Origin of the sequence: Acidovorax sp. 69 (assembly GCF_002797445.1) — a bacterium.
Taxonomy (GTDB): domain Bacteria; phylum Pseudomonadota; class Gammaproteobacteria; order Burkholderiales; family Burkholderiaceae_C; genus Acidovorax.
The window spans coordinates 2057988-2083149 of record NZ_PGEP01000001.1 but is presented as its reverse complement, the minus strand read 5'-3'; the positions used below and the strand labels follow the sequence as shown (position 1 = coordinate 2083149).

Annotated in this window: 26 protein-coding genes; 14 read left to right on the top strand and 12 right to left on the bottom strand. The window is 63.5% G+C overall.

Annotated features, from left to right (window positions below):
* Positions 1–68 precede the first annotated feature (68 nt).
* Positions 69–986, top strand: coding sequence for a DMT family transporter (locus tag CLU85_RS09530; RefSeq protein WP_100412467.1), 918 nt, complete (start codon positions 69–71; stop codon positions 984–986).
* 36 nt (positions 987–1022) lie between these two features.
* Here the strand turns inward: CLU85_RS09530 and rraA are convergent, their stop codons facing one another.
* Positions 1023–1535 (bottom strand): ribonuclease E activity regulator RraA, encoded by a 513-nt coding sequence (gene rraA, locus CLU85_RS09525; protein ID WP_100410050.1) that lies wholly within the window; start codon positions 1533–1535, stop codon positions 1023–1025.
* A 418-nt stretch (positions 1536–1953) separates the two neighbouring features.
* Here rraA and CLU85_RS09520 point away from each other — a divergent pair, with 418 nt between their 5' ends.
* The 9 genes from CLU85_RS09520 to hemP all read left to right on the top strand — a co-directional run bounded on the left by CLU85_RS09520 (position 1954) and on the right by hemP (position 9486).
* Positions 1954–2274 (top strand): SWIB/MDM2 domain-containing protein, encoded by a 321-nt coding sequence (locus tag CLU85_RS09520; RefSeq protein ID WP_100410049.1) that lies wholly within the window; start codon positions 1954–1956, stop codon positions 2272–2274.
* Between the two features lie 308 nt (positions 2275–2582).
* Positions 2583–4751 (top strand): TonB-dependent siderophore receptor, encoded by a 2169-nt coding sequence (locus tag CLU85_RS09515; protein ID WP_232727779.1) that lies wholly within the window; start codon positions 2583–2585, stop codon positions 4749–4751.
* A gap of 29 nt (positions 4752–4780) precedes the next feature.
* Positions 4781–5470 carry a Fe2+-dependent dioxygenase gene (locus CLU85_RS09510; RefSeq protein WP_100410047.1) on the top strand — a complete coding sequence of 230 codons (690 nt, stop codon included), beginning with the start codon at positions 4781–4783 and terminating at the stop codon, positions 5468–5470.
* Positions 5471–5593: 123 nt separating this feature from the next.
* Positions 5594–6733 carry an alpha-hydroxy acid oxidase gene (locus CLU85_RS09505; protein WP_100410046.1) on the top strand — a complete coding sequence of 380 codons (1140 nt, stop codon included), beginning with the start codon at positions 5594–5596 and terminating at the stop codon, positions 6731–6733.
* 125 nt (positions 6734–6858) lie between these two features.
* A complete protein-coding gene (locus CLU85_RS09500; RefSeq protein WP_100410045.1) occupies positions 6859–7131 on the top strand; it encodes a bacterioferritin-associated ferredoxin in 273 nt (90 codons plus the stop codon).
* 98 nt (positions 7132–7229) lie between these two features.
* Positions 7230–7925 carry an energy transducer TonB gene (locus CLU85_RS09495; RefSeq protein ID WP_100410044.1) on the top strand — a complete coding sequence of 232 codons (696 nt, stop codon included), beginning with the start codon at positions 7230–7232 and terminating at the stop codon, positions 7923–7925.
* 25 nt (positions 7926–7950) lie between these two features.
* Positions 7951–8667, top strand: coding sequence for a MotA/TolQ/ExbB proton channel family protein (locus CLU85_RS09490; RefSeq protein ID WP_100410043.1), 717 nt, complete (start codon positions 7951–7953; stop codon positions 8665–8667).
* A gap of 3 nt (positions 8668–8670) precedes the next feature.
* On the top strand, positions 8671–9078 hold the full coding sequence (locus CLU85_RS09485) for a biopolymer transporter ExbD (RefSeq protein ID WP_100410042.1): 408 nt from the start codon (positions 8671–8673) through the stop codon (positions 9076–9078).
* Positions 9079–9258: 180 nt separating this feature from the next.
* Entirely contained in the window at positions 9259–9486 is a 228-nt protein-coding gene (hemP, locus tag CLU85_RS09480) for a hemin uptake protein HemP (RefSeq protein ID WP_100410041.1), read from the top strand.
* 352 nt (positions 9487–9838) lie between these two features.
* Here the strand turns inward: hemP and CLU85_RS09475 are convergent, their stop codons facing one another.
* On the bottom strand, positions 9839–10246 hold the full coding sequence (locus CLU85_RS09475) for a heme-binding protein (protein WP_100412466.1): 408 nt from the start codon (positions 10244–10246) through the stop codon (positions 9839–9841).
* 235 nt (positions 10247–10481) lie between these two features.
* Between CLU85_RS09475 and CLU85_RS09470 the strand changes: the two genes are divergently transcribed.
* Both CLU85_RS09470 and CLU85_RS09465 read left to right on the top strand, forming a co-directional pair.
* Complete coding sequence (locus CLU85_RS09470; protein ID WP_100410040.1) at positions 10482–11177, top strand: Bax inhibitor-1/YccA family protein; 696 nt, start codon at positions 10482–10484, stop codon at positions 11175–11177.
* A gap of 114 nt (positions 11178–11291) precedes the next feature.
* Positions 11292–11666 (top strand): hypothetical protein, encoded by a 375-nt coding sequence (locus CLU85_RS09465; protein ID WP_100410039.1) that lies wholly within the window; start codon positions 11292–11294, stop codon positions 11664–11666.
* A 75-nt stretch (positions 11667–11741) separates the two neighbouring features.
* Here CLU85_RS09465 and rlmD read toward each other — a convergent pair whose 3' ends face one another.
* The 3 genes from rlmD to CLU85_RS09450 all read right to left on the bottom strand — a co-directional run bounded on the left by rlmD (position 11742) and on the right by CLU85_RS09450 (position 14138).
* Positions 11742–13202 carry a 23S rRNA (uracil(1939)-C(5))-methyltransferase RlmD gene (rlmD, locus tag CLU85_RS09460; protein ID WP_100410038.1) on the bottom strand — a complete coding sequence of 487 codons (1461 nt, stop codon included), beginning with the start codon at positions 13200–13202 and terminating at the stop codon, positions 11742–11744.
* 58 nt (positions 13203–13260) lie between these two features.
* A complete protein-coding gene (locus CLU85_RS09455; RefSeq protein ID WP_100410037.1) occupies positions 13261–13554 on the bottom strand; it encodes a hypothetical protein in 294 nt (97 codons plus the stop codon).
* A 110-nt stretch (positions 13555–13664) separates the two neighbouring features.
* The gene (locus tag CLU85_RS09450) at positions 13665–14138 is read right to left on the bottom strand and encodes an Lrp/AsnC ligand binding domain-containing protein (RefSeq protein ID WP_100410036.1); all 474 of its coding nucleotides are present in this window, start codon (positions 14136–14138) and stop codon (positions 13665–13667) included.
* 126 nt (positions 14139–14264) lie between these two features.
* On the opposite strand from CLU85_RS09450, the gene putA reads away from it, so the two are divergent.
* Positions 14265–18023: a trifunctional transcriptional regulator/proline dehydrogenase/L-glutamate gamma-semialdehyde dehydrogenase gene (putA, locus tag CLU85_RS09445; RefSeq protein WP_100410035.1), complete on the top strand. Its 3759-nt coding sequence runs from the start codon at positions 14265–14267 to the stop codon at positions 18021–18023.
* Positions 18024–18124: 101 nt separating this feature from the next.
* On the opposite strand, the gene CLU85_RS09440 is transcribed toward putA, so the two are convergent.
* The 5 genes from CLU85_RS09440 to guaB all read right to left on the bottom strand — a co-directional run bounded on the left by CLU85_RS09440 (position 18125) and on the right by guaB (position 23298).
* Positions 18125–19198, bottom strand: coding sequence for a DUF6352 family protein (locus CLU85_RS09440; protein ID WP_232727778.1), 1074 nt, complete (start codon positions 19196–19198; stop codon positions 18125–18127).
* Positions 19199–19382: 184 nt separating this feature from the next.
* Positions 19383–21029, bottom strand: a complete 1647-nt coding sequence (guaA, locus tag CLU85_RS09435) for a glutamine-hydrolyzing GMP synthase (protein WP_100410034.1) — start codon at positions 21027–21029, stop codon at positions 19383–19385.
* A gap of 12 nt (positions 21030–21041) precedes the next feature.
* On the bottom strand, positions 21042–21476 hold the full coding sequence (locus tag CLU85_RS09430) for a type II toxin-antitoxin system VapC family toxin (protein WP_100410033.1): 435 nt from the start codon (positions 21474–21476) through the stop codon (positions 21042–21044).
* A complete protein-coding gene (locus CLU85_RS09425) occupies positions 21473–21730 on the bottom strand; it encodes a type II toxin-antitoxin system Phd/YefM family antitoxin (protein WP_100410032.1) in 258 nt (85 codons plus the stop codon). The genes CLU85_RS09430 and CLU85_RS09425 overlap by 4 nt, the downstream gene beginning before the upstream one ends.
* Positions 21731–21822: 92 nt before the next feature.
* Positions 21823–23298, bottom strand: a complete 1476-nt coding sequence (gene guaB / locus CLU85_RS09420) for an IMP dehydrogenase (protein ID WP_100410031.1) — start codon at positions 23296–23298, stop codon at positions 21823–21825.
* Positions 23299–23604: 306 nt separating this feature from the next.
* Between guaB and CLU85_RS09415 the strand changes: the two genes are divergently transcribed.
* The gene (locus CLU85_RS09415) at positions 23605–24138 is read left to right on the top strand and encodes a DUF4124 domain-containing protein (RefSeq protein ID WP_100410030.1); all 534 of its coding nucleotides are present in this window, start codon (positions 23605–23607) and stop codon (positions 24136–24138) included.
* Positions 24139–24199: 61 nt separating this feature from the next.
* Here CLU85_RS09415 and CLU85_RS09410 read toward each other — a convergent pair whose 3' ends face one another.
* Together CLU85_RS09410 and CLU85_RS09405 are read right to left on the bottom strand one after the other, a co-directional pair.
* Entirely contained in the window at positions 24200–24568 is a 369-nt protein-coding gene (locus CLU85_RS09410) for an RnfH family protein (protein WP_100410029.1), read from the bottom strand.
* Complete coding sequence (locus CLU85_RS09405) at positions 24561–25001, bottom strand: type II toxin-antitoxin system RatA family toxin (RefSeq protein ID WP_100410028.1); 441 nt, start codon at positions 24999–25001, stop codon at positions 24561–24563. The genes CLU85_RS09410 and CLU85_RS09405 overlap by 8 nt, the downstream gene beginning before the upstream one ends.
* Between the last annotated feature and the right edge of the window lie 161 nt (positions 25002–25162).

Genomic DNA, 25162 nt, shown 5'->3' with positions numbered 1-25162 from the left:
ATGCGCACTCATTTTTTGTTGAACAGCGCCCCAGTCTAGTGACCCAACCCAACCGCCCCTTCGCCTATATGTGCCTGGCCCTCAGCATGGCGCTGGTGGGCAGCTATGTCGCGCTGTCCAAGCCTCTGGCAGCCGTGCTGCCGGTGTTCCTGCTGGCCTGGATGCGCTTTGGCATCGGCGGTGTGGCCATGCTGCATTGGCTCAAGAAGCCTGCAGACGAACCGCCGCTCACCCCGCAAACAAAACGGCTTCTGTTTCTCGAGTCGTTTCTGGGCAACTTCCTGTTCACCATCTGCATGATCTATGGCGTGAGCCTGACCGACGCGGTTTCGGCCGGCGTGACGATGGCGGCCATTCCTGCCGCAGTGGCATTGATGGGCTGGGCCTTTCTGCGCGAACGGGTGGCACCGCGCACCTGGATCGCCGTGGTGTGCGCCGTGGTGGGCATTGCACTATTTTCACTATCAAAACCAGAGCACTTAGCGCATACAGATCAGGCGCTAGACCCCAAAAACGCTCAAAACATGGCCTGGCTCGGCCAATGGCTGCTGGTGGGCGCTGTGATCTGTGAAGCCGCCTACACCGTGATCGGCAAAAAACTCACAGGCAGCCTGGGCCCAAAACGCATCACATCGCTCATCAATCTGTGGGGGTTTGTGCTGACCACACCTTTCGGGCTTTATCTGGCGCTGGACTTCCACTTTGCCTCCGTCGGCTGGGGCACCTGGGCACTGCTGCTGTTTTATGCGCTCGCCGCCTGCATGTGGACCGTGTGGCTGTGGATGACCGGTCTGAAGGCAGTGCCAGCGGCGCAGGGCGGCGTGTTCTCGGTCATGTTGCCCGTGAGCGCTGCGCTGGTGGGTGTTGTCTTTCTGGGCGAATCGCTCACCGGCATACAACTGGTCGCTTTTGGCATTGCCCTGGCCAGCGTGCTGTTGGCCACCCTGCCCTCGCGCGCGGCACTGCGTGTGGGGCGCCATCGCTGAGAACCGCAGCCATCGGAAAACACCGACCCCTGTCGCTCAAACAGACAGCGCCTGCACGCTGACCACGATACCGTCGGCATCGGCATACAGCCAGTCGCCGGGCCGCACCCACACTCCCTGGATCTGCACAGCCACATCGCGCTGGCCTTCACCACGCCGCTCTGTGGGCAACGGCATCAGTGCCAGCGCCCGGATGCCTAAGGCCGCAGTGTTGAGTTCCGCCACGTCGCGAACACAGCCGTCCACCACGATGCCCGCCCAGCCGTTGCGGGCGGCAGCTGCCGCGAGGTTGCCCCCCACCAGCGCGCGGCGCAACGACCCGCCGCCGTCAACCACCAGCACACGGCCCTCTCCAGGGGATTCCACGGCCGCCTTCACAACGGTGTTGTCCTCGTGGCATTTGACGGTGCTCACCGGGCCTGCAAACACAGCCGTCCCCCCGAAGCTTTGAAACACGGGTGGTAACACACGGAAACCGCCACTCACGTCGGCCTTGTGTTTGTCGCAGAAGTCGCAAGTGCTGAATGGAGTGGAAGATGGTGGAGTCATTGCGAAGATGCCTTTCAAAATGGAGGTTGCTACAACGGCAGGACGATAAAAGCGGCACGAAATTCAGGAACCGGAATCCCAGAACCCCGTGTGGGGAGCCCACCTGCCAGCCTCGCGGGTCAATGGGTCAATGCCCCGCATTCATTCATTGTTACGCAGCATCTTTCAATGCCCCGACCTGGGCACCCCTTGCCATCCCCTGTGCGCACCCCAAAACCGAGCCCCGCCGCCGTTTTGTCAAGACTGGCGTGCCACTGCGGCGACTCACTGTGCGCTCAGCGGCGCAACCGCTACAAATCGAGGCAAAAAAAGCCGTTTCTCCCTTGGAAACCCGTTTTTTTCCCATTAGCATCGGTCTTCCAGTGGGAAAGCGTCGTTTTCGCTGGTGAAAATTTACTTCCAACAAGGAAAACCCAACATGGCAACTGCAAAAAAAGCTCCGGCAACCACAGCCCCAGCAGCCAAGAAGGCCGCTGCACCCGCCAAGAAGCGCACCCCCAACGCCGCTTTCATGAAGGCGCTCACGCCCAGCCCAGCGCTGGCCGCTGTGGTGGGCTCGGCACCGCTGCCACGCACGGAGATCATCAGCAAGCTGTGGGTCTACATCAAGGCCAACAACCTGCAAGACGCTGCCAACAAGCGCAACATCAATGCAGACGCCAAGCTCAAGGAGCTGTTCGGCAAACCCCAAGTGTCCATGTTTGAACTGGCTGGCCTGATTGGCAAGCACGTCAAGTAAGACACCCTGCACTGCAGCAAAAAGTCGGCCTGGCCGGCTTTTTTTTCGCCCAGAAATCCTGAAATTGTGGCACGTAAACGTCAACACAAATGAGAATGACCCGCATTTGATGTAACATAAGAATGCACGACGACGCACAGCCATGTTGACCTAGCCACTGCCTCTCGCTTGCTCTTGGTGCCCCGCGCACCAATCTGCACACCCACCCGACGGAGGCCCTCTTGGCAAAATCACGCGCTCAGCGCCGCAGCTCCGTGCTGCGCTCACACAACTCTCCCGCTTCTTCTCCAGCCGCAGCCCCGCTGGGCATGTCTTCAGACAAAGCCCTGTTGCCGCTGGGCGCCCTGATGCTGGCGGCCTCCATGGGCGCCATGGCCCAGACCAGCACCCCCGAGACCACCCTGTCTACCGTGACCGTGAAAGAAGCGGCTGAAGTGCAAGGCAAAGACACCCTGCTCCTCAAGAAAACCACCGTCGGCAAGGGCAAGCAGGACATCAAGGACATCCCTCAGTCGGTCACAGTGTTCACCGAAAAGCTGATGAACGACCGCAACCAGGACGACTTCCGCGAGGTGCTGCGTACCACGGCCGGCGTGACCTTTCTGGCAGGCGAAACCGGCGAAGAAGACGTGCGCCTGCGGGGTTTCTCGCTCGGCCAGGCCGGTGACATCTACATCGACGGCATGAAGGACGCCCCGCTGGTCGAGCGCGATACCTTCAACCAGGACCGTGTAGAGGTGCTCAAGGGCTCGGCCTCCATGCTGTTCGGCAAGGGGTCCACGGGTGGTGTGGTCAACCAGGTCAACAAATACCCCTTGCTGATCGACCAGCATGAGGCGGCCTACACCTTTGGCACGGGCAAATCCCACCGCGCCACCGGCGACTTCAACTTCGTGACGGGCGAAAACGCGGCGTTCCGCCTGAACGCCATGGTGCAGGAGTCCGACAACTACGGCGCCAAGCAAGACAAACGCGGCATTGCGCCCACATTTGCCTGGGGCATTGGTACGCGCGACGAGTTCTCCATCGGCCTGTACTACCTTGAATCCAAGGGCCGCCCGATCTACAACCATCCCTGGCGCCTGTCGGCCGATGGCAAGATCAACACGCCTTTGCCCGCCCGCAACTTCTACGGCCTGGAGAGCGACTACAACAACACCTCGTCGCAATACGCCACGCTGGGCCACATCCACCGCTTTGACGATGGCGGCGAGGTCAACACCCGCCTGCGCTACGGCACGTACAAGCGCGACATGCTGGCCAGCACCATCGGTTTCCAGAACAGCGCCATCACGCTGGACCAGATCAACGACAGCACGGTGCTCACGCGTGGCTCCAAGGGCCGCATTGGTGAGAGCGATGTGCTGCAGGTGCAGAGCGACTACAACAACACCTTCAACTGGGGTGGCAAGAAGCACGCAGTGCTGACCGGCGTGGACTACTACGACGACGATGCCCAACGCAACCAGAACTACGCCAACACCACCACCCGCCCCACCACCACCGTGGGCACACCCGACAACGGCGTGGGCGTGGCAGATGGCCGTGCGGCCGTGCAATGGAACACGTTCAAGTCGCGCAACCTGGGGCTGTACTTCCAGGACACCGTCTCGCTCACCGACACCCTCAAGCTCGTGGGCGGCCTGCGCTACGACAACTTCAAGGCCACCTACCGCAACCCCAATGGCAGCGTGAGCGGTGACCGCTCCGACAGCCTGTTCAGCCCACGCGTGGGCCTGATCTTCCAACCCGATGAGCTGTCTTCGTACTACGTGTCGTATGGCACTTCGTACAACACCTCGGGCGACACCTACCAGTTTGGCGTCAACCTGAACAGCGGCACCACCCGTGCTGCCAACACGCCGGCGGAAAAGAGCCGCAACATCGAAATCGGCAGCAAGTTCGAACTGTTTGAGCGCCGCGCGCTGCTGGGCGTGGCTGCGTTCTACAGCGAGAAATACAACGAGCGCAACACCGACCCCGACACGGCCGCAGCGCAAGAGCTGCTGTCCGGCAAGCGCCACGCGCTGGGCATGGAATTCAACCTGGCGGGTCGCCTGACACCGCAATGGGAAGTGTTCTTCAACCACACCTGGATTCCTGAAGCCAAGATCGACCGCAGCAATGTGGCGCTGGCGGCCAACGGCGGCGGTGCGCAGGTGCAAGGGGACCGCCCGGGCCTCACGCCCAAACACAGCGGCAGCGTGTGGAGCACCTACGCCGTCACGTCCAACATCCGCGTCGGCGCCGGTCTGACATACCGTGGCAAGCAAAACCCCGAGGGTTCGCGTGCGGTGTACGCCAGCGGTTTCAGCACCATCGATGCCATGGTCGAATACTCGTTTGACGAGAAGACCACCCTCAAGCTGAACGTGAGCAACCTGACGGACCGCGTGTATGCCGATGCGCTGTACCGTGGCTTCTATACACCGGGCGCCCCCCGTTCGGTGCAAGTGACACTGAAGACCCGCTTCTGACTCTGAAAGGCCCTCCGGGGCCTGCCACCATGTTTCTGCACATCAAAGACGTTCTGACCCCTGAAGAAATCACCGTCTTGCGGCAAGCCCTCGGGCCACAAGCCCCTTGGGTGGATGGCGCCCGCAGTGCCGGTGGCCAGGCGATTCATCAGAAAAACAACCTGCAACTGGGTCAAGACAGCGAGTTGTCCACCCAGTTGCAGTCCATGGTGAAGGCCGCGTTACACCGCAACGCGCTGTTCTTCTCAGCGGCGCTACCGCGTCGCATCTACAACCCGCTGTTCAACCACTACGGGGACGGCGCCAACTTCTACGGCAACCATGTCGACAGTGCCGTCATGCACTCCAAGGCCGACAACAGCTGGGTGCGCAGCGACCTGTCATGCACATTGTTTTTGACCCCGCCGGAGGACTACGACGGCGGCGAGCTGGTGATCACCGAAGCCCTGGGCGAGAAACGCATCAAGCTGCCAGCGGGCGACATGATTCTGTACCCCAGCAGCACCGTGCACCAGGTCTCACCCGTCACACGCGGGCACCGCGTCAGCAGCTTTTTTTGGGTAGAAAGCATGGTGCGCGGGCTGGAGCAGCGCCAATTGCTGTTCGACATGGACATGTCGCTGCTCAGGCTGCGCCAGGCACATGGCGACAAAGAGCCCTCGGTCATTGCGCTCTCGGGCACTTACCACAACCTGCTGCGCATGTGGGCCGATGTGTGACAAGGCAGCCCGGGCGGTATGGCACATTGGCAGCATGACCCTCTGGCATATCCGCCGCAACGACTCTCATTTCAATAGCACCTCGCGCTTGCTGAACAAGCGCCAGGTGCTTTTTTCTTTTGTATGACCCACACCCCCGCACGGCAGCAGGTTGCCCCCGAGATCGTCACCCTGGCCGACCATGAGCAGCAGGCGCGCCAGCACCTGGACGACAACGCCTGGGCCTACTTCAGCGGCGGCGCCGCCGACGAGATCACCCTGCGGGCCAACCGCAGTGCCTGGGATACCCTGCCCCTGTGGCCGCGCGTGCTGCGGCCCCTGGCGGGCGGCCACACCCGGGTCAGCCTGCTGGGCCGTACCCTGGCGCACCCCATCTTGCTGGCGCCCATTGCTTTTCAGCGCATGGCGCACCCCGATGGAGAGCTGGCCATGGCATACGCTGCTGCGGCGCTGGGAGCGGGCGTAGTGCTCAGCACCCAGGCCAGCGTATCGCTGGAAAGCGTGGCACAGGCCGTACACCCCGACCCCGGGCGGGGCCCGCTGTGGTTTCAGCTCTACCTGCAGCATGACCGGGGTTTCACGCAGGCGCTGGTGCAACGTGCCGAAGCCGCGGGCTACGAGGCCCTGGTGCTGACGGTGGACGCGCCCTCCAGCGGCGTGCGCGACCGCGAACGGCGCGCGGGCTTTCGGCTGCCGCCCGGCGTCGGCCCGGTCAACCTCGCAGGCATGCAAACACCCACCCCACCCGCCTTGCGCGTCGGCCAGAGTGCGCTGTTTGACGGCCTGCTGCACCAGGCCCCCACCTGGGACGACATTGCCTGGCTGCAGTCCATCACCCGCCTGCCCGTGCTGCTCAAGGGAGTGCTGCACCCGGCCGATGCGCGGCAGGCCGTGTCGATGGGGGCCGGGGGCCTGATCGTGTCCAACCACGGCGGGCGCACGCTGGACACCGCCCCCGCCACCGCTACCGCCCTGCCCCGTGTGGTGCAGGCCGTGGCGGGCGCGGTGCCGGTGCTGGTGGACGGCGGCATCCGGCGCGGCACCGACGTCCTCAAGGCCATGGCGCTGGGTGCGTCGGCCGTGCTGGTGGGGCGCCCCGCCGTGTGGGGCCTGGCCCACGCGGGCGCTGCGGGCGTGGCCCATGTGCTGCGCCTGTTGCGCGATGAGCTGGAGATCGCCATGGCGCTGACGGGTTGCGCCACACTGGCCGACGCGACCCCCGCGCTGCTGGCCGCAGACACACCACCGTCCCAAGGACTTTGACAGGCCCAGACAGGATTTCGCGGCCTTTCACCCTGGCGGCATGAATGATTTATTGCAAATGCGATAGATTCGTATTTATAATACTTTCATTCCTTCAACAGCCAGCCACACTGTCTGCCGCCATCATGATCGTCTGTGTTTGCCGCCGGATTTCTGACCGAGAGATTGCTCGCCATGCTCGCGCTGGCATGAGCTTCGATGAGATCCAGTTCGAGCTGGGCGTGGCCACCCAATGCGGGTGCTGCGAAAGCTGCGCCCGCGATGTGGTGGCGCAGTGCAGCGCATCGAACCCGGTCGCCGCCTTGCACAACGAAGCAGCACCGCAGACGATCCAGCTTGCCAGCTCCATTTTGGAAAGCAAGTCATGGAACTCCTCTCTACACTCGCTGGCAGCCTGATCCTTGTCGCAGGCTCGGCCTGGTGGATCTTTCGCAAATAATTTAGGTCTTTTTGGCCTCTAGCGCTTTCTCCATAAGCGCTGGCAGCTATCATTTTTATGTCTCACCCTGATCGTTTCGCCACCCCCGGGGGTGTCAGCCGCAATGCCGTGATCGTGGGTTCCGTGGTGGCTTTGCATGTGGCGGGCCTGTGGGCACTGCAGTCGGGGCTCTTGCGCCGCGCGGCAGAAATCATCGTGCCCGCCGAGTTGCTGAGCGAATTCATCGCCCCGCCCGCGCCCAAGATCGCCCCTCCACCACCGCCGGTGCCCCCGCCACCCAAACCCGCCCCCAAGGTGGCGCCACGCCCAGCCCCCATGCCCGTGGCCATTGCCGACCCCACACCCGCGCCCAATGCGCCGACGGGCGTCACCACGCCACAACCCCCTGCGCCCCCCATGGATGCACCGGTGGTGGCGCCCTCGCCCACACCTGCGCCACCGGCGCCGCCTTCACCGCCTGCACCGCCCAGGATCGAGCTGCCGTCCAGTGATGCGGCCTACCTGAACAACCCCAAGCCCAGCTACCCCGCCATCAGCAAGCGCATGGGTGAGCAAGGCAAGGTCGTGCTGCGCGTGCTGATTGGCACCGACGGCCTGCCGCAGAAGGTGGAAATCAGCAAGTCCAGCGGTTTCGACCGGCTGGACCGCCAGGCCCAGGAGGCCGTCATGCGCTGGCGCTTTGTGCCTGGCAAACGCAATGGCGTGGCCGAGACCATGTGGAACCTGGTCCCCGTCAATTTTGTTCTCGAATAAACCAATTACCGCTTAGGGAGTTTTCATGGAATCGCAATTCGGCATCGCCAACGTCTGGATTCAGGGCGACTTTGTCACCCGCGCCGTCGCCATCCTGCTACTGGCCATGTCGCTGGCCTCGTGGATCGTCATCCTCATCAAGGCGCTGGACATCATCAAGTTCAAGAAGCACGCCCGCACCGCCCAGGACTTCTGGCACAGCGAGGACTTCGCTGCCGGCCTGACCAAGCTGGGCACCGATCCCAGCAACCCGTTCCGCCACCTGGCGCTGGAAGGCCGCGAAGCCACTGCCCACCACCGCAACACCAAGGCCCACCTGCACGACAGCCTGGATGTGAGCGACTGGGTGACGCGCTGCCTGCGCAACTGCATCGACGAATTCACCGCCCGCCTGCAGTCGGGCCTGGCCATCCTGGCGTCGGTGGGCTCCACGGCACCGTTCATCGGCCTGTTCGGCACGGTGTGGGGCATCTACCATGCACTGCTGGCCATCGGCACCTCGGGCCAGTCCACCATCGACAAGGTGGCCGGCCCCATCGGTGAGGCGCTGATCATGACGGCCCTGGGCCTGGCCGTGGCCATCCCTGCGGTGCTGGGCTACAACGCGCTGGTGCGTGGCAACAAGTCCATCCTGGGCGGCCTCAACAGCTTTGCCCATGACCTGCATGCCTACTTTGTCACCGGCGCCCGTGTGAACGCTGGCGAACCCGGCAAGGTGTTGCCCATGAAGAAAGGCGGCTAAGCCATGGCATTCGGAACCCAAGACGATGCCGATGAGGTGATGAACGAAATCAACATGACGCCGCTGGTGGACGTCATGCTGGTTCTGCTCATCATCTTCATCATCACCGTGCCTGTGATGAAACACTCGGTGAACGTGGACCTGCCCCGCGCCACCAACCAGGTCGAAAACATCAAGCCGGAGACTGTGCGGCTGTCGGTATCGGCCGAGGGCAAGTACTACTGGAACGAGTCGCAGGTCACAGAAGAAGAACTCTTCCCACGCTTGCAGGCCGAAGCCGCAAAGGAGCCTCAGCCCGACCTGCACATCCGTGGCGACAAAAACGTGCGCTACGAGTTCGTAGCCCAAGCCATGGCGGCGGCCCAACGCGCCGGAGTGCGCAAGATTGGTTTTGTGACCGATCCGCAGTAGCCCACTCCAGCGCCTCCCGTTCCCAGCCCGGTCGGCCCAGCTTGCCGGGCTCATTTTTTGCCGCATGGCCGTGAACCAGCCCCGTGCACTGCCCCCAAAAAGAAACACACAATCCACTTGACTTGTAATTGCGAATCGTTATCATTAACAAAACGCACTGTAATGACACAGGAAAACTCCATGCAAGCCACACTGACCGCCGCCTCGCTCCTGCGTTCCGCCACCGCTGACAACGCCATCTCCCGCTCACCCAGCGAGGGAACACTCAGCGTCGAGGCGGTGACCGCGACCGCCGCAGTGGACAGCAGCGCCCTGTTGCAGGGCCAGAAGGCGGTGGCCATCAGCCACAACGGATCGGTGTACCGCCTGCAGGCCACCAAGTTGGGCAAACTGATTTTGACCAAGTAAACGCAGCAGCCACCCCTTCCCCCATCACCGCCGGGCGGCGCCGACAGCGCCACCGGGCCCACAGACAGTTTCATCGTGGGGCGACTCCCGGGCTTGCAATAAGTCCGCAAGGGTCGTTTTTGCCAGCCAACGGGTCCGCCCGCGTAGCCAGGCTTTTTTTCTCCCCGCACTGTCCTGCCACCGCACTCGGAAGCCACCCACAAAAAAACCGGCCCTCAGGCCGGTTTTTTTATAGGTGCCAGTAGTTTTATTGGCTGAATGGCATCAAGCGCAACAAGCATAAGCACCTGCAGCTATCAAAAAAAGAGCACTATCCAACCCGCATGGTCACCATGCGGCACCCGCCCTGGGGTCAAAGGCCCAGCGCTGCAATCCCGGCGCGGGCAATCTGCGCGTCTTCAGTGGACTTCACGCCGCTCACGCCCACGGCGCCAATGCATTGACCGTCTTTCAGGATCGGTACACCGCCTTCGAGCAGGCCGTCGATGGTAGGAGCGCTCAGGAAGGCCGTGCGGCCGCCATTGACGATGTCCTCATAGACCTTGCTCTCACGGCGGCCCAATGCGGCCGTGCGGGCCTTGGAAGGGGCAATGTGGGACGACACGGCAGCGGCGCCATCCAGGCGCTGCAACCACAGCAGATGCCCGCCATCGTCCACGATGGCAATGGTCACGGCCCAGTGGTTTTTGAGGGCTTCGGCTTCGGCAGCAGCGGCAACGGCCTTGACGTCGGCCAGTTCGAGTTCGTGTTTGGTTTTCATGGAGGTATCCGGAAAGAGGGAGACAAATGGGGAGCGCACGGGGCCGGTACACAACACCACCCAGGCACAGGAGCCACCGAGCATAGCGGCATCGCAGCGGCCGTTGCCCTCAGCCAGGGTGAAAGTACCCTTACCAAAAGTAGGTGAGCGGACTCGGTTATTGCGAGGCAAAAAACCGCCACCCCCTAAAATTTGCAAGGTCTGCGTTGTGCAGGCCAACAAGGAGAGACACAAGATGAATGACCAAGTCACCACCCTGGGCCACTCTGCGGGCTATGGCATCTCGCAGGAAGAGCGCCACAAGGTGCTTCGCAATACTTACTGGCTGCTGGCCCTGAGCATGATCCCCACGGTGCTGGGCGCCTGGGTGGGCGTGGCCACGGGCATCACCCAGTCGCTGAGCGGCGGCCTGGGGCTGATCGTGTTCCTGGGCGGCGCGTTCGGGTTCATGTTTGCCATCGAAAAGACCAAGCGCTCGGCCGCTGGTGTGCCCGTGCTGCTGGCGTTCACGTTCTTCATGGGCCTGATGCTGTCGCGCATGATCGGCATGGTGCTGGGCTTCAAGAACGGCACCGACCTCATCATGACGGCGTTTGCGGGCACCGCAGGCGTGTTCTTCGTGATGGCCAGCCTGGCCAGCGTGATCAAGCGCGACCTCTCGGGCATGGGCAAGTGGCTGATGGTGGGTGCGCTGGTGCTCATGGTGGGCGGCATCATCAACGTGTTTGTGGGCTCCAGCGTGGGCATGATGGTGATCTCGATGCTGGCCATCGGCATCTTCAGCGCCTACATGCTGTATGACCTCAAGCAGATCATGGATGGCGGTGAGACCAACTACATCAGCGCCACGCTCGCCCTGTACCTGGACATCTTCAACGTGTTCCAGAGCCTGCTGGCCCTGCTGGGCATCATGGGCGGTGAGCGCGACTGACACCCACGGTGATGGTTGACCTCGGTCAAAAGGCTCCTTCGGGAGCCTTTTTTCTTGGCCCTTCACACCGATCAAGCCTCAATAGCGCGGCGGGCGTGCCGATAATGCAAGTACATGTATCTCCAAAACCCATCCACCACGCTGCGCCTGATGCTTTTTGTCGGCCTGATGCTGCTTGCTGGTTGCGACAAGATCCCCGGCCTGGGCCCTGATCCACGCGTTGCTCAGCGGGACGCTGAGGCCAAGGCCGTCGGCGGAGCCTGCCGCCACGCGCTGCGGGGGCTGGAAGACTGCTACACCCTGAACCCCAAGGCCGCCAAGGCCTCGGTGTTTGCGGGCTGGAAGGACATGGATGCCTACATGCGCGAGAACAAGATCGAGGGCACGCCCTCGGTGCTGGGCAAGGTCGAAAAGCCGGAACGCAGCGAACGTGCACCCGACATCGAAACCGAACCACGCGAAGCCGCCGCCAGCCGCAACCGCAGCTGACGACCGGCGGGCAACCACACACCCGATACGCTGCCTGAAGGAAGAAAACGTCCTTCAGGCTTTTTTTCGTCCCCGTTAAACGCGGTCGAACACGGCCATGCTCTCGACATGGGCCGTGTGTGGGAACATGTTCACCATGCCTGCAGCCGTGCATTGGTAGCCTGCGGAATGCACGAGCAGCCCCGCGTCACGCGCCAGCGTGGCGGGGTTGCAGCTCACATAGACAATGCGCTTCGGGGGTGTCCAGCCCTCGGCTCCGGCGGGCAGGGGCCCTGCCCCCTCGGCCCCGATGCGGGCCTGCTCAATGTCGGCCAGCGCCTGAACCAGCGCAAACGCCCCTTCGCGCGGAGGGTCTACCAGCCACTTGTCGGCAGATCCGTCTGCCACCAACATCTCGGGGGTCATTTCAAACAGATTGCGCGCTACAAAATCAGTAGCTGCCAGCGCTTTATGGTCCTGCGCAACAGCCTGATTCAATGCATAGTTCTCCCGTGAACGGGCCACCAGGGCCTCGCTGCCCTCAATGCCCAGCACCTCGCGCGCCTGGGTGGCCAACGGCAGCGTGAAGTTGCCCAGGCCGCAGAACCAGTCGATCACCCGTTCGTCGGGCTGCACATCCAGCCAACGCAGCGCTCGTGAAACCAGCACGCGGTTGATGTGCGGGTTGACCTGTGTGAAATCGGTGGGCTTGAAGGGCATGGTGATGCCAAAGTCCGGCAGCGCATACGACAGGGTCTCACCCCCTTCATCCAGCAGCTTGACGGTGTCTGGGCCCTTGGGCTGCAGCCACCATTGCACGGCATGCTCTGCCGCAAAGGCCCGCAGCCGGGCGATGTCGTCCACGCTCAGGGGCTCAAGATGGCGCAGCACCAGCGCGGTCACAGTGTCGCCACAGGCCAGCTCGATCTGTGGGCAGGTGTCGCGCGCGTCCATGCCGGCAATCAGCGCCCGCAGGGGCATCAGCATGGCGTCCACATGGGGCGGCAACACGGGGCACTGCTCCATGTCGGCCACATAGCGGCTTTTGCGCTCATGAAAACCCACCAGCACCTGGCCTTTTTTGATCACATGGCGCACCGACAGCCGGGCGCGGTAGCGATAGCCCCAGGCCGGCCCTTCGATGGGACGCAGCATGGTCTGGGCCTTGACCTTGCCCAGGTGCCAGAGGTTGTCTTCCAGTACCCGCTGCTTGACGGCGACCTGGGCGCCCACGTGCAGATGCTGCATCTTGCAGCCGCCACACGCGCCCGCGTGCAGGCCGAAATGCGGACAGCCGGGGCGCACGCGCTGCGACGATTCGCGATGAATGGCCAGCAGGCTCGCCTGCTCCCAGTTGTTCTTCTTGCGGTGGGTATTGGCAGTGACCAGCTCGAACGGCAGGGCGCCGTCGATAAAAATGACCTTGCCATCGGGCTTGCGGGCCACGCCCTGGGCGTCAAGGTCCATGGACTGCACATGCAGCCAGCCCTCGGGCAGGTCAGTGACGTCCTGTGCGGAGGGTTCAAACGAGGGGGATAGTTCTTTCGGTGCGCTCATCCCCCGATTGTCTCAGGCCCGGGGCTGCCCTTGCCCCAGCCAAGGCAGTCCGGCGGGCTCAGCCCCGGTCTGCACGTGCCGGGCGCATGCCGCCACGCATCGAGGCCGAGGCCAGCGGCAGCTTGTTGATGGAGAATTCGCAGCCGAAGTTGTCGGGCGAAAACACCAGGGTGGAGCCTGGAGCCACGAGAGGCAGGGTTTCATGAATCTGGCGCGACATATCCACAGGTGGCTGGGACGCCCGGTACACGATGTCCTTGTCGGGACCATAGACCACGTAACACGCGGCAGTGGCCGACTGGCTGAATAACGCAGCCACCAGGGCAGCTGCAGCATAGGGGAAGGTGGTCATGGTTGTGCTCCTCACACAGGCGGTTCTGTGGAGAATTATGCGGGCTTCTGCGCTCAGAGCCAACCGCCTCACGCACCGCACGGGCGGGCTACGACCGCCCTCGCCACCGTTCACCGCAAAACCAAGTGGTTGGTGTGCTTGACCTCTTCCATCACCGCATAGGTGCGCGTCTCGCGCACACCCGGCAGCTGCCACAGCACATTGCCCGCAAACACGCGGTAGGCGTTCATGTCGGCCGAGCGGGTTTTGAGCAGGTAGTCGAACCCACCCGCCACCATGTGGCACTCCATGATCTCGGGGTGCACCTGCACGGCGGCCTTGAACTGGTCGAACACGTTGGGGGTGGTGCGGTCCAGCAGCACCTCCACAAACACCAGCATGCCCGCGCCCAGCTTCAGGGGGTTCAGGCGCGCCTCATAGCCCAGAATGAAACCATCGCGCGTGAGGCGTTGCACCCGGGCCAGCACAGCCGTGGGCGACAGGGCCACGGCCTCCGCCAGTTTGAGGTTGGCAATGCGGCCATCTTCCTGCAGGATTGACAGGATCTTGCGGTCAATCCGGTCGATATCAGGATCCGTTTGCATGCTCGATAGTCATTCGTTCGTTGTTATTCGTGATTTTCGAACATTTATTCAGCACACGTCCAGAGATCATTGCTATCGATACGCCAAACAAGCCCTTGGCCGATAAATCCACCGAAAGACACCGCCATGACGCAGCCCACCGCCCAGCCTTCCGCGCCATTCGCCGACTTTGCCCCCCGCACGCCGCTCACCAACCCGCTGCGCGCCCACATCACCGCGGCCTACCGCCGCCCCGAGCCCGAAGCCCTGGCCCCGCTGCTGGCCCAGGCCCGGCTGCCAAAGGACCAGGCGGCCTCGGCCGAGCAACTGGCGCTGCGCATTGCCAAGGCGCTGCGCGAACGCAAGGCCAGCGCCGGGCGCGCAGGCATCGTGCAAGGGCTGCTGCAAGAGTTCTCGCTGTCGTCGCAAGAAGGCGTGGCGCTGATGTGCCTGGCCGAGGCGCTGCTGCGCATCCCCGACAAGGCCACGCGCGATGCACTCATCCGCGACAAGATCAGCCACGGCCAGTGGGATGCCCACCTGGGCAAGAGCCCCTCCCTCTTCGTCAACGCCGCTACCTGGGGCCTGCTCATCACCGGCAAGCTGGTGGCCACGCACAGCGAAGGCAGCCTGGGCAATTCGCTGGGCCGCCTGATCGGCAAGGGTGGCGAGCCGCTGATCCGCAAGGGCGTGGACATGGCCATGCGCATGATGGGCGAGCAGTTTGTGACCGGCGAGACCATTGACGAAGCCCTGCGCAACGCCCGCACCATGGAGTCCGAGGGCTTTCGCTACTCGTACGACATGCTGGGCGAGGCCGCGCTGACCAGCGAAGACGCCCAGCGCTACTACGCCTCGTACGAGCAGGCCATCCACGCCATCGGCAAGGCATCCGCCGGGCGCGGCATCTACGAAGGGCCCGGCATCTCCATCAAGCTCTCAGCCCTGCACCCGCGCTACAGCCGCGCGCAGTTTGGCCGCGTGATGGACGAGCTGTACCCGCTGGTGCTGCGCCTGACCGCACTGGCCAAGCAGTACGACATCGGCCTGAACATCGACGCCGAAGAAGCCGACCGCCTGGAGCTGTCGCTGGACCTGCTGGAGCGCCTGTGCCACGAGCCCACACTGGCGGGCTGGAACGGCATTGGCTTCGTCATCCAGGCCTACCAAAAGCGCTGCCCCTTTGTCATCGACTTCGTGGTGGACCTAGCGCGCCGCACCCAGCGCCGCCTGATGGTGCGCTTGGTCAAGGGTGCGTATTGGGACAGCGAAATCAAGCGCGCCCAGGTCGATGGGCTGGAGGACTACCCCGTCTACACCCGCAAGGTGCACACCGACATCTCGTACATCGCCTGCGCCAAGAAGCTGCTGGCGGCGCCCGAGGCCGTGTACCCCCAGTTCGCCACCCACAACGCCGAGTCCGTAGCCACCATTTACCAGATGGCGGGCAGCAACTACTACGCAGGCCAATACGAGTTTCAGTGCCTGCATGGCATGGGCGAGCCGCTGTACGAACAGGTGGTGGGCGCCATCAGCGCCGGCAAGCTGGGCCGCCCGTGCCGCATCTACGCGCCCGTAGGCACACACGAAACGCTGCTGGCCTACCTGGTGCGCCGCCTGCTGGAGAACGGTGCCAACACCTCGTTCGTGAACCGCATTGCCGATGAAACCATTGCACTCGATGAACTGGTGAAGAGCCCCGTGCAGGTGGTGGACCAGCAAGCCGCCACAGAAGGCGCCGCCGGCCTGCCCCACCCCCGCATTGCCACGCCCCAGGGCCTGTATGGCGCGCAACGCACCAACTCGCGCGGGCTCGATTTGTCGAACGAGAACACGCTGACCGAACTGGCCGCCGCCCTGCAAGCCACGGCAGCCCATGCCTGGACAGCAGGCCCCCTGCTCGGCACCGATGCGCCCACAGGCACCACCCAGCCCGTACGCAACCCCGCCGACCACAGCGATGTGGTGGGCCAGGTGCAAGAGGCCACCACCGCCGACGTGGACCAGGCCCTGACTCATGCCCAGGCCGCCGCAGCCCCCTGGGCTGCCACGCCGCCCGCCGAGCGTGCCGCCGCCCTGCTGCGCACCGCCGACCTGCTGGAAGCCCGCATGTTGCCCCTGCTGGGCCTGCTGATGCGCGAAGCGGGCAAGAGCGCCAGCAACGGCGTGGCCGAGGTCCGCGAGGCCGTGGACTTCTTGCGCTACTACGCCGCCCAAGTGCAAAGCACCTTCGACAACGCCACCTACGTCCCGCTGGGCCCCGTGGCCTGTATCAGCCCTTGGAACTTCCCGCTCGCCATTTTCATGGGCCAGGTCGCCGCTGCGCTGGCCGCAGGCAACCCCGTGCTGGCCAAGCCCGCCGAACAAACCCCGCTGATCGCCGCCGAGGCCGTGCGCCTGCTGTGGCAAGCCGGTGTGCCCCGCGCCGCCGTGCAACTGCTGCCCGGCCAGGGCGACACCGTGGGCGCCCGCCTGATTGGCGACGCCCGCGTGATGGGTGTGATGTTCACCGGCTCCACCGAGGTCGCGCGCATCCTGCAGCGCACCATCGCCGGGCGGCTGGATGCCGCTGGCCGCCCCATTCCGCTGATCGCCGAAACCGGCGGGCAAAACGCGATGATCGTGGACTCGTCCGCGCTGGTAGAGCAAGTGGTGGGCGATGCGGTGTCGTCGGCCTTTGACAGCGCAGGCCAGCGCTGCTCGGCCCTGCGTGTGTTGTGCGTGCAAGACGACGCCGCCGACCGCGTGGTCGAGATGCTGCAAGGGGCCATGGGCGAGCTGCGCATGGGCAACCCCGGCGCGCTGCGCGTGGATGTGGGTCCGGTCATCGACACCGAAGCGCAAGCGGGCATCGCCAGCCATATCGACGCGTTGAAGGCCAAGGGCCACCGCGTGTTCCAGCACCCCAGCCATCTGTCTGCAGCCACGAGCCAGGGCACCTTTGTGCCGCCCACGCTGATCGAGCTGAACCACATTGGCGAACTGCAGCGCGAAGTCTTCGGCCCCGTTCTGCACCTGGTGCGTTATGCCCGCACGGACCTTGACCAGTTGCTCGACCAGATCAACGACACCGGCTACGGCCTGACGCAAGGCGTGCACACCCGCATCGATGAAACCATTGCCCGCGTGGTGAACCGTGCCCATGCAGGCAACGTGTACGTGAACCGCAACATGGTGGGCGCCGTGGTGGGCGTGCAGCCATTCGGCGGCGAAGGCCTGTCGGGCACCGGCCCGAAAGCAGGTGGGCCGCTGTACCTGCTGCGCCTGCTGTCAGAGCGCCCGGCCGATGCACTGGCCCGCACCTTGGCCGAAGCAGACCGCATCACACCGCCCGAAGACACGCAGCGTGAACGCCTGCTGGCACCGCTCGCTACCCTGCAGCAATGGGCACAGAACCAAGGCAACGCCACACTGGCCAGTGCCTGCCAGCGCTTTGCCCAGCAAACCCAAAGCGGCACCGCCCGCACGCTGCCCGGTCCCACCGGCGAGCGCAATATCTACACCCTGGCGCCGCGCGCCCGCGTGCTGTGCCTGGCGCAAGGCGCAGACGACCTGTTGGTGCAAACCGCGGCCGTGCTCGCCTCTGGTGGCACGGCCCTGTGGCCCAACGCCCAGGCCAACCAGCGCGCGCCATTGCCCACGCTGGTGCAAGCGCAAGTCATGCTGCAAGACAACACACTGACCGACGGCACTTTGGCGCTGGACGCCGTGCTGCACCATGGCGACGCCCCATCACTGCAGGCCACATGCAACGCCCTCGCCCGCCGCGCTGGGCCCATCGTGGGCGTGACCGCAATGCGGCCCGGTGCCACGGACATCCCGCTGGAGCGTCTGCTCATCGAGCGGGCCCTCAGCGTGAACACGGCGGCGGCCGGCGGTAATGCGAGCCTGATGACGATTGGATAAGACCGGTCTCGGTACAGCCGCTCGCAGAGCAGCCAATTTGAATCAAATTGGCTGCTAGTGCATATAGATGAAGCGCCAGCAGCTATTAATTCAATAGCATTTCAAGACAGAGATGCCAGCGGTAGATTGAGCAGCAGATTTTGCGGCTTGATGCGTACCAGCCCCTGTGCATCCCTAGCCAGCCCGAGGTACACCGGTTTGCCCGCCACATCGGCCCGCATCTCCGCCGGGTTGGCAAAGGTCAGCGTGAACAGGCTCACCAGCCGCTGCATGCGCTCTGCCTCCACCGGGCGGTCCTCGTACAGGTCATTGAGGATGGCCGTGGACTCCACGTCCAGCCCCACATGCCAGCGCCAGGCGCTGTCGGTGACCTGGTGCGCGGGCTCGATCTGCACTTGTACGCCCAGCAGGTGCGCCACCCAGCGCTCCAACACCCGGGCCAGCGCCTTCAGGCCCGAACGGGCGCGCGTCATCTTGAACGTCAATCCATGGCTCAGGTCTTGGGTCAGTTCATGCGTCAGGTCGAGCAAAAAGTGGTGGCGATCACTCGCCTGCCAATACTGACTGGCGTTGTCCGCAGCCAGCACCTGGACCTGCGCTGTGGGCTGCAGCGCGCCGCTTTGCAGCAGCAGACGGCCCACCTCGCCCAACCCCGCCGTTTCATTGAGCATGTCCAGCGTGGCCCGGTCGCCTGCCAGCATCTGACCCTCTTGCAGGGTGATGCGCTGCGGGCGAAACAGCATCTCGGCGGCGCGGGCTTCAAAAGCGTCGTTGCAGTCGTCCAGCAGGTTGCGCAGCAGGGCCTGCACCACGGCGTCGATGAACACGGCGGGCACGTTCACCGCCCCGCTGCGCATGAGCTGCAGGTAGTACGCCTCCAACGTGCCCGCAGCGAGTAGGCCATCACGAAACCGCAGGAACACGGCGTAGTTCTCGCGGGCATCGTCGTCCTGCACAGCGGCCAGTTCGGCCTCTACGAAGGGCTTCAGCGGCGCAGCCTGCAAGCCCTCGTGCAAGGCCACCTCGGCCGGACAGGATTCGGGAACCAATGCCAATTCGGGTCGGCCCAGCACCGTGCGCAGATAGGCCTCGGTGGGCACCAGCCAGCCACGCGCATTGCGCTGCAAAAGTGAAAAACCGCTGCCTGTCCAAAAATCGTTGCTCTGTTGCGTCACGGCTACGGGCCCTGAAATCCGAAAGCTCCGAGGCTACACCTTGCGAACATCCAGCAAAGTCACACACCCAAAGAAAAAAGGCCTTGAATTACTTCAAGACCCCCGTGAATGCGATATGTGGTCAGCACTTAGACCTGCAAAGCCCAATCCCACTCGTTGCTGAACGTCACTGGAAAACTACAAATTATTCCCACTCAATCGTCGCTGGCGGCTTGCTTGACACGTCGTAGGTCACGCGGTTGATGCCACGCACTTCGTTGATGATGCGGCCCGACACTTTCTTGAGCAGGGCGTAAGGCAGTTCGGCCCAATCGGCTGTCATGAAGTCGCTGGTCTGCACGGCACGCAGGGCGACCACGTAGTCATACGTGCGGCCGTCACCCATCACGCCCACGCTCTTGACGGGCAGGAACACGGTGAACGCCTGGCTGGTGAGGTCGTACCAGTTCTTGCCGGTGGCTTCGTCGACATGGTTTCGCAGCTCTTCGATGAAGATCGCGTCGGCGCGGCGCAGCAGGTCGGCGTACTCTTTCTTCACCTCGCCCAAAATGCGCACGCCCAGGCCGGGGCCGGGGAAGGGGTGGCGGTAGACCATTTCAGGCGGAAGACCCAGGGCCACGCCGAGTTCGCGCACTTCGTCCTTGAACAAATCGCGCAGGGGCTCCAGGAGCTTGAGGCCTAGCTGCTCGGGCAAACCGCCCACGTTGTGGTGGCTCTTGATAGTGACGGCCTTCTTGCTCTTGGCACCGCCAGATTCGATGACGTCGGGGTAGATCGTGCCCTGGGCCAGGAACGTCGCGCCTTTGACGGCGCGACTCCCATCCTCACCCTTGGCGCCGCTGCCTGCGGCCTTGAGCTTGGCGGCCTCGGCCTTGAACACGTCGACGAACAGGCCGCCGATGATCTTGCGCTTGGCTTCCGGCTCGGCCACACCGGCCAGCTTGCCCAGGAAGAGGTCGCTCGCGTCCACGCGGATAACCTTGGCGTGCAGCTTGCCAACGAACATGTCCATGACCATGTCGCCTTCGTTCAGACGCAAAAGGCCGTGGTCGACGAACACGCAGGTGAGCTGGTCCCCGATGGCGCGGTGGATCAGCGCTGCGGCCACGGACGAATCCACGCCGCCCGAAAGGCCCAGGATCACCTCCTCGTCGCCCACCTGAGCACGGATCTGTTCCACGGCCTCGGCGATATGGTCGCGCATCACCCAATCAGCGCGGGTGTCGCAGATGCCGAGCACGAAGCGATCGAGCAGCGCCCTGCCCTGCACGGTGTGCGTGACTTCAGGGTGGAACTGCACGGCGTAGAAACGGCGGTCTTCGTCGGCCATGCCGGCGATGGGGCAGCTGTCTGTGCTGGCCATGAGCTTGAAGCCCGGGGGCAGTTCGGTCACCTTATCGCCGTGGCTCATCCAGACGTTGAGCATGCCTTGGCCTTCAGGGGTGGTGAAGTCGGCAATGTCCTTGAGCAGCGCAGTGTGACCGCGTGCACGCACGGCCGCAAAGCCGAACTCGCGCTTGTGGCCCGTTTCAACCTTGCCACCCAGCTGCTGCGCCATGGTCTGCATGCCATAGCAGATGCCCAGCACGGGCAGGCCCAGATCGAACACGGCCTGCGGCGCGCGGTCGGTGGTGTCTTCAGTCACGCTGGCGTGGCTGCCCGACAGGATCACGCCCTTGAGCGAGCCGTCCTTGGCGTAGTCGCGCACCCATTCGTCGGTCACGTCGCAGGGGTGCACTTCGCAATACACATTGGCCTCGCGCACGCGGCGGGCGATGAGCTGGGTGACTTGCGAGCCGAAATCGAGGATGAGGATTTTCTGGTGTTGCATGGTGGTGGTCCGTCAGAGGCAGGAAAGGTCGAAAAGGGGTACGCCGCTGCGCTGTGCGGCAGCGATCTGTTGGGGGTCGAAGGTGGCCAATGGCAAGCGCAGCGAGCGTGCCAGCCACAGGTAAGCGGCGTCAAACGTGGGCAGGCCTGTTTCCAGCGCCACATCCAGCACGGCCTTGTGCTGGGCGGGGGCGAGTTCATGCAGTTCCACGCGATGGCGGATGGCTTCGAGCACGCCCCACAGACCTTCGACGGATGCGGCTGGAATGCGCCCGCTGTTCACGCCGCTGGAGAGGATGTTGCTGCACTCCCAGTGCCACAGATTGGGCGCTTGGGGCTCGACCTCGTCACGGCGGATCAAGGTGTAAAGGCGGCGGGTGTGTTCACTGGCCACATCGGGCAGCAGCCAGGCAGCAGTCACAGAGGCATCGAGCACAAAGGCGGTCATGCAGCGCTCCGACCCGCGTGCCGCAGCTCATTCACAGTGGATGGCCCTGCGGGCTGGATACTGGCATGCAGCGCATCCATCTGGCCCAACTCGCGCGCAATCTGCTCATCGGAGATGACCGGGCGGCGGCGCACAGGCAACATGCGCACCACTTCCTTGCCGTGGCGGGTGATGCGCACCTCTTCTCCCTGTTCGACGAGTTCGATCAGGGCAGAAAACCTGCTTTTCGCTTCGTAGATACCAACGGACTGCATAAACAAAAAAGTCTGACCTGAATGGTGAATTCAGACCAGACTATATCAGTCTGACCAGATTTTTTCAATCAGGCCAGAATAAGCACAACAGATCAGTCGGCGCGGTAGTTGGGCGCTTCCTTGGTGATCTGTACGTCGTGAACGTGGCTCTCGCGGATACCTGCCGTGGTGATCTCGACGAACTCGGCCTTGGTGTTCATTTCATCGATCGTCGCGCAACCGCAATAGCCCATGGAGGCGCGCACGCCGCCGGCCATCTGGTAGACGATGGAAACCATCGAACCCTTGTAGGGCACACGGCCTTCGATGCCTTCGGGCACGAGTTTGTCGGCATTGGGGTTGCCCGTGCTGGACTCCTGGAAGTAGCGGTCCGCACTGCCCTGCTGCATGGCGCCTATGGAGCCCATGCCACGGTAGCTCTTGTAGCTGCGGCCCTGGAACAAAATCACTTCGCCAGGCGCTTCTTCGGTGCCCGCAAACATGCCACCCATCATCACCGTGCCCGCGCCAGCGGCCAGGGCCTTGGCAATGTCGCCGCTGTAGCGGATACCGCCGTCAGCGATCAGTGGCACGCCGGTGCCCTTGAGTGAAGTGGCCACGCTGTCGATCGCCATGATCTGGGGCACGCCCACGCCGGCCACGATGCGGGTGGTGCAGATAGAGCCAGGGCCGATACCGACCTTGACCGCGTCCGCACCTGCCTCGACCAGCGCCAGCGCAGCAGCGCCCGTGGCGATGTTGCCGCCAATCACATCGATCTGCGGGTAGTTCTGCTTGACCCAGCGCACGCGGTCGATCACGCCCTTGCTGTGGCCGTGGGCCGTGTCCACCACGATGGCGTCCACGCCAGCGCGCACCAGAGCTTCCACACGCTCCTCGGTGCCCTCGCCCACACCCACTGCCGCGCCTACGCGCAGGCGGCCGGCGCTGTCGCGTGCGGCGTTGGGAAAGCTCGTTTGCTTCGTGATGTCCTTGACGGTGATCAGGCCCTTGAGCTCGAAATCGTCGTTGATGACCAGGATGCGCTCAAGCTTGTACTTGTTCAGCAGTGCCTTGGCTTCGGCAGGCGTGGTGCCCTGCTTTTCATTGACCGTGATGAGCTTCTCGCGCGGGGTCATGATCTGATGAACCTTGACGTCATAGCGCGTCTCAAACCGCAGGTCGCGGCCAGTGACGATGCCCACCACCTTGCCACCATCGCACACCGGGAAGCCGGAGATACCCAGTTGCTCAGACAGTTGCAACACCTGCAGCACGGTGTGCTCGGGGGTAATGACAACGGGGTCGCGCAGCACACCCGACTCATACCGCTTGACCTTGGCCACGTGGGCGGCCTGCTCTTGCGCGGTGAGGTTCTTGTGCACGATACCGATGCCGCCCTCCTGGGCAATGGCTATGGCCAGCCGAGCCTCGGTCACGGTGTCCATGGCTGCGGACACGAGCGGCAGGTTCAGTTGGATATTGCGGGAGAGTTTCGTCGCGAGGGACGTGTCCTTGGGCAGGACCTGGGAGTACGCTGGCACCAGCAACACATCGTCGAAGGTGAGCGCTTTTCCAAGAAGGCGCATGAGAAAGCTCCAAAAAACGGATTGTACCCGCGCCGGGTGTGGCTTAAAGACGACGCAGCAATAACCTGCGCTCCGTCAACACATTGCGTTGGCGCCGTCAGCAACTTTCTGGCACACGCTGCCCCGCCCGCCGCCCGCCGCCCGCCGCCCGCCGCCCGCAAGCCCACTGCGTTGGCAAAGCTCTTTGCCAACGAGCAGCACCCGGCCTCAGGATGGCACACAACAGACAGTGCGTTGCCTCTGGGTTGCCACCCATCCTTCCGGCACCACTGGCGGGTGACCGGCCACCCGGATAAACTGCTTCGCATGAAAATGCACAAGATTCTCCTGCTGGCCGTGGCCTGCACCTGGGCCATGGGCGCGGCGGCGCAATGGCAATGGATCGACAAGGACGGACGCAAAGTCTTCAGCGACCGCCCTCCACCGCAAGAAATCCCGGACAAAAGCATCTTGAAGCAACCCGGCGGAAGCCGCCCAGCGCGGCCTGCGCCTACCGCAGTGCAGGCAGAGGGCGCAACGAGCCCAGCGGCCGCGCCTGCGGCCTCCGCGCCCAAGCCGGCAGCCAGCACGCCAGGTGGCGGCAAGGACAAGGAGCTGGAAGAGAAAAAGGCCCAGGCAGAAGCAGCAGAGGCTGCCAAGAAAAAGGCCGAAGACGAAAAAATCGCCAAGGCCAAGGCCGAAAACTGCACCCGCGCCCGTTCAGCCAAGGCAGCTTTTGATGCAGGAAAGCCCATCACTCAGGCCAACGCACAAGGTGAGCGCATTTTCCTGGACGGTCCAGCCCGTGCGGCAGAAGCCAAGCGCATTGACGACATCGTCGCTTCAGACTGCGTGCGCTAACCCACCCAACCGCCAAAACCACCAGCGAGTGGCAGCGGCGATGGACAACCCTGGCCCGGGATCAATAGCCTGATTTCCCGCCGGGGCGTTGTCGTGCAAACAGCCCCGTGCTACGGGCCCCCTGGCGGGCGAACCGCTCACGGCGGGCCACCTTGGGGTCCACGGTCAACGGCCGGTAGACCTCCACACGGTCAAGATGCTGCAACACCGTATTCAGCCCGACAACCCTGCCCCATATGCCCACTGTGGCCAGGGCAGCACTGTCCGTCGGCGCAGTGAGAGCACCTCCGCCATCGTCGCACGCCTTCAAGGCGTCTGCCACCGTAGCCCCCGCAGGCAGCGCCAAGGGGCACTCCCTTGTCTCGCGCGGCGCAATACAAACAATCACAGTGACCTGCAGCAGGGGACCTTTCCCCGCACCATCAGCCATACACCTGCTCCGCCCGCTTTACAAAAGCGTCCACCATGCTGCCCGCAATCCGATCGAAAACAGGCCCCACCAGCGCCGCCAGCGCCGCACTGTCAAAACCATAGTTGAGGAGCAGTTCTACTTTGCAAGCACGCTGAGTGCCATCACCCACAGGGTGAAAGTGCCAATCGCCGTCGAGCCGGGAGAACGGACCCTTGACGAGGTGCATCTGCACGCGTCGCCCCTCTTCATGGGTATTGCGCGTCACAAAGGTCTGGCGAATTCCGCCCAAAGCAATGCCGACTTCTGCGGTCATGCCATCTACGGTCTGTTCCAGCACAGCCGAACGGTCACACCACGGAAGGAACTGTGGGTAGTGCTCCACCCCTGTGACCAAGGCAAACATTTCTTCGGGGCTGTACCAGATGAGGACGGACTTTTGAACAGTTTTCATGCAAACGGGGTTCTGGACTGCGCATCGCAAGCCAGTGTGGGAAGCACAGGCCAGAGGAAATTAGAATCGCGGGTGCGAGACAACAACAATTGTAGGGAGGCCTTTCATCTCCCGGTTTGCGCCGCATCTTGTAGATGGGTGTTCCGCCCTTTTCAGCACCT